The organism is Methylobacterium sp. 1030, assembly GCF_040544715.1.
GTDB lineage: Bacteria > Pseudomonadota > Alphaproteobacteria > Rhizobiales > Beijerinckiaceae > Methylobacterium.
Map to the genome: position 1 here is coordinate 1 of NZ_JBEPKM010000059.1, position 2,297 is coordinate 2,297.

Here is a 2,297-nt window from a genome sequence, read left to right on the forward strand (position 1 = left end):
GCGCTCGCCCTTGCTGACCCGCCTCCGGAGCAGGATACTGGGCACGAGAGCGGCCGGCGACGACAGCGCTGCGAGGCGGCGCTACGCCTGCACGGTGAGGGCGTGGCGATCAAGACGATCGCGCGCACGCTCGGCGCCGCCCGCAACAGCGTACGACTGTAGCGCGACGATCTGGATGAGATCCCAGCGACAATCAGGATGAGAGACCGGTGTCGCGGCGAGTTGATGATGAGCGGGTCGATCGACCGGCGCAAGGTGGCGTTGGGTCCGGGTGGTGTCGCGGCGCGTCACACATCGGCCGTTTTGATTGTCGCGCGGGTTGGCGGTCGACCGGGACCGCGTTTCCGATCCAGCGCGGTGCGACGCCGGTAGCTCTCGACGTTCATCTCGAAGATGGTGGCATGGTGCACCAGCCGGTCGACGGCAGCGAGCGTCATGGCCGGATCGGGGAAGATTCGACCCCACTCGCCGAAGGGCTGGTTGGCGGTGATCATCAGGGAGCGGCGCTCGTAGCGGGCGCTGATCAGCTCGAACAGCACGCTCGTCTCGGCTTGGTCCTTGGTGACGTAGGCGAGGTCGTCGAGAATCAGCAGGTCGAAGCGGTCGAGCCGGCCGATGGCCGCCTCCAGGCCGAGCTCGCGCCGGGCGACCTACAGCTTCTGGACGAGGTCGGTGGTGCGGGTGAACAGCACCTTGAACCCGGCCTCGACCAGGGCGAGCCCGATCGCGGCAGCGAGATGGCTCTTCCCGCCGCCGGGTGGGCCGAACAGGAGCAGATTGGCCCCCTGCGCGAGCCAGGCGTCGCCAGCGGCGACCGCCATGACCTGGGCCTTCGAGAGCATCGGCACGGCGGCGAAGTCGAAGCCGTCGAGCGTCTTGCCCGGCGGCAGGCGCGCCTCGGCGAGATGACGCTCGATGCGCCGTCTGTCGCGCTCGGCCAACTCGTGTTCGGCAAGGGCCGCGAGGAAGCGGGCGGCGGGCCAGCCCTCCTTGTCGGCCTGTTCGGCAAAGCGGGGCCAGACGGTCTTGATGGTCGGCAGCCGGAGTTCGCCGAGCATGATCCCGAGCCGGGCGGTGTCGACTGCGGTCGTGGTGCGGGCCAGGGCCTTCATGCCGCCCCTCCCGTCGTGACGCCGTCGAGAAGGCTCTCGTAGCTCGCTAGCGAGCCCAGGGCGACGGTGACGTGAGGGATGGTAGCCGGATCGGGTGCGAAGCGGGCGCGCAGGGTGGCGAGATCGGGCAGGCGCTTGGCGGCGAGTTCGACGGCCAGACATTCGGCGAGCTCGGCCTCGCAGCCGCGGTCATGAGCTAGCGGGAGGAGGTCGACGGCGATGCGGCAGGCCTGCCGTTCCGGAAGCGCGGCGCGCAGGGTCTCGAAGGCGTGCCGGTAGGGGGCGCGCGGGAAGAGCCGGTCGCGGTAGACGAGGTTGAGCAGCGCCATCGGCTTGCGCCGGAGGGCGTGGATGACGTGGTGGTAGTCGACGACCTGATCGTGCCGTCCGTCCGGATGAGCCCGGCCCCGCGGCAGTGTGAAGAGGTGAGAACCGCCGACGAAGACGTCGAGGCGGTCATCGTAGAGGCGCACGCGCAGGGTGTGGCCGATCAGGCGCGAGGGCACGGTGTAGAACACCTTGCGCAGGAGGAACCCGCCGGCCGAGGAGACGCGCACGCTGACATGCTCGTAGTCGCACGAGCGCCGCTCGGGCAGTCGTGCCAGGACGGCACGCTCGCTGTCGATGCGCTTGGCCTGGCGAGCGTTGCGGCGTCCGACGAGCTCGTCGACGAAGGTGCGGTAAACGGTCAGGTCGGGGAAGTCGGTGCTGGTGCGCAGCAGGAGCGCGTCGGCGATGGCCCGCTTGAGGTGGCCATGCGCGCCCTCAATCGAGCCGTTCTCGTGGGCAAGGCCGGTGTTGTTACGGGTGGGCGTCATGCCGTAGTGGGCACACAGGGCCTCGTAGCGGCGGGTGAGATCCTCCTGGGCGGCCTCATCGAGGTTGCGGAAGGCGGCCGAGAGGCTGTCGGTGCGGTGCTCGCGCGGCACGCCGCCGAGCGACCAGAGGGCATTCTGCAGTCCTTCGGCGAGCGCTACGAAGCTCTCGCCGCCGAGCACGACATGGGCGTGCTCGAAGCCGGAGTAGGCGAGCCGGAAGTGGTAGAGCCGATGGTCGAGGCGCAAGCGCCAGGGCATCACGCGCAAAAAAAGGGCGTGTCGCAAATCCGGTTTTGGTCCGCGGAAGAGCGTCTAACGTCCCGCTTTCACCCTTTGTTCGCCGCGGGAAGTCCAAAGCAGTAGGCGA

2 pseudogenes are annotated in these 2,297 nt (G+C 69.0%); both read right to left on the reverse strand.

The window, feature by feature from the left end:
• Positions 1-287: 287 nt before the first annotated feature.
• Positions 288-1,112 (reverse strand): annotated as a pseudogene (gene istB / locus ABIC30_RS31685) (IS21-like element helper ATPase IstB).
• Positions 1,109-2,170, reverse strand: a pseudogene (locus tag ABIC30_RS31690) (IS21 family transposase); the annotation flags it as partial. The pseudogenes ABIC30_RS31690 and istB, both read right to left, overlap by 4 nt.
• Positions 2,171-2,297: the final 127 nt, after the last annotated feature.